This is a genomic window from Crocosphaera sp. Alani8 (genome assembly GCF_038442745.1).
In the GTDB taxonomy this organism is placed as follows: Bacteria; Cyanobacteriota; Cyanobacteriia; order Cyanobacteriales; family Microcystaceae; genus Crocosphaera.
Window position 1 is genome coordinate 1 of sequence record NZ_JARVCN010000424.1, and the last position, 2,459, is coordinate 2,459.

1 protein-coding gene is annotated in these 2,459 nt (G+C 40.3%); it reads left to right on the forward strand.

Annotation, left to right across the window (positions count from 1 at the left end):
- Positions 1–2,459: hypothetical protein (locus tag P9B04_RS20670; protein WP_342056857.1), on the forward strand; the 2,459-nt coding region annotated here is incomplete at both ends.

A 2,459-nucleotide genomic window follows, 5' to 3' on the forward strand; every position in this document is an offset into this window, starting at 1 on the left:
TCTCCCCCTCTCCCCACCCTGTGACCGCTTTAGAATCGTCTTCAGCGCATCTCAACCCATAAATGACCTAGACACCTACGAACAGCTAGTAAAAGCTGTTATGGGGCATTTTCATGAAGCTGACGAAGCTTGTAAAGATGCCTCACGATATTGGGCTGGTAATAGCCAAGCAGAAATATTTATCCTCGATGGAGATCCCTTACCCGCTTCTTTGATTGATGAAGCCAAAGAACAAGCTAAAACCGAATGGGAGGCCAGGGAACAACGCCGTATTGAAACGTTAGCCCGTGTCAATGAACAAAACCCCGACGAACTTAAAAGCCTAGCCATAGAAGCCCTAAACTTCATCCCCCCACGGCAACCCGGTACCGGAACTTATGAGGAAAGCTTACGGGTTCTCATGGCCTTAACGACGATCTTCGGTCCCACCGAAGGGATCGCCATAGCCGAATACTGGAGTCCCCCTATGAAGGGCTGGAACCCTGCCAGAAAGATCCAAGGGTTTAGAGTAGGCGAAGTCACCGCCGGGACTTTATTCTGGATAGCGCAGCAACACGGCTTTAAATTCCCAGAAAGACAACGGCATTCAGAGGGCTGCTCCCCCATTGAACCAGATCACCACGCTTATCAAAGTTATATTCAATGGGAAAAAGAACAAGAAACTCTTGAAGAAATCATTACTAATGAGCGACAAATAAATCGTTTTCGTAATGTTTTAGGCAAAAAACTTAAGAAACTTAATCCCAGAAAAGCCAAGAAATATGCGAAAATAAATCCTTTCAATCAAGGGGAATCCTACAAAGGTTCAAAAATCAAAGCTTGGCTCAAAGCCCTTAAAAAAGGTTTTAATGTTTTAGCCAATGACTTCATGGGTTCAGGAAAAACTTATGATGTCTTAAAAATTATCAATCCTGAAGGAAGAGTTATTTATTTAAGTAAGAACCATCGTAACCCTTCCATCAAAGACATTGAAGATAAATTTAGGGACTTACACCCTCGAACACAGTGGGGTTTCTATTATAATACTCAGGGTAAATTAGTCGAAGCTAACCAGCTTACTAACCCTGATATCTTAGTTATTCAACCTAATTGTATTCGGGGTGATATGTTTAAATCCCTGAAAAATAAAGGGTATTCAGTGGAATCATCTGGAGATGAAATCAATCCCCTTTGTAAGAATTGTCCCCTACTCGGACAATGTGCCTCTTCCCCAGGTATGTATCGATACGAGAGGCAAGAAACCTTAAAAGCCAAATACATTAGAGCGCATAGTGACTCTATGCCCAGAGACGATGACTACTCCAAAGATATCATACTCATTGAGGAACCCACTGAACAATTAAACCCCACTAAAAACCTTGAAACTTATTGGACTCACCTCATCATCGAACTCGATAGAATCCGTCCTCATTTAACTGAAAATGATTACCAAACCGTAGATCGTTTACTTCAAGAACTCAAACCCTTATTCAAGAATAAAAAACGATGGGGTCTTGAACATAAAGAAGTCTTAGAATCTATCAAAGGAGATTATCAACTCGACGTCATTATTGATTTATTAGAAGCACAAGAAGTCCAGTTTATTAACACCTTATTAGGTAAATTAGACCGTGACCACTTACTCAGTATCAAGGAATTTGAATCCGAGACTAAATATCAGCAATTAAAGCAAAAACTAAAAGTAGATCATTTATACCCTGCTGAAAGAAAAGCTATCTCTAAACAATTCATTCAAGTTGAAAAAGAAAGGACTAAATTTAAAGACAGACTCAAAATAGCTAACAGTTTATATAATAGTCAAAAGAACAGCGATTATGTATCTGAAATTAGTCAGAAAATTGACAAACTACCCCCAAATGCCCTTGTTTATCTATTAAAAGCGATACGAGGGGATAAAGGAATCAGCCTTAGACTTACCCGTAATCCCTTAATCATTACCATTTTTGAGGAGCATAAATACCAGTTTCTCAATGGTCAAATTATCTGTCTTGATACCACCATTGACCCTGACCATTTAGCTAAGATTTTAGGACAAGATAAACCCTTAAAAGCCTTACACCAAGAACTTAAAAATCCCCTTAATAATCTCACCATTACTAATATTAATACCCCTGGTCTGAAAACCAATAACCCCACCGATGCTGCCATTGACCGGGTTCGACTGGTACACAGAGAATTAACCAACCTATATGGTGATATCCCTTTAGTTAGTCATAAAAGTATTGGGGCGCGCCTTGATACCGACGGCTGGTGGTTTGCCCACAATCGAGGCTCAAATAAATTTCAGGGTAATCCTAACTTAGCCTATATGGGGACACCTTCCCCCCATTTAGGAGCCATTCGAGATCAATATCAAGCTATCTATGGCACTATGAATGGCTTTGAGCAATATTATGACCGTTTACAAAAAGCCGAAACCTTACAAGGGATTGGCCGCCAACGTTGCCAACGATACCCAG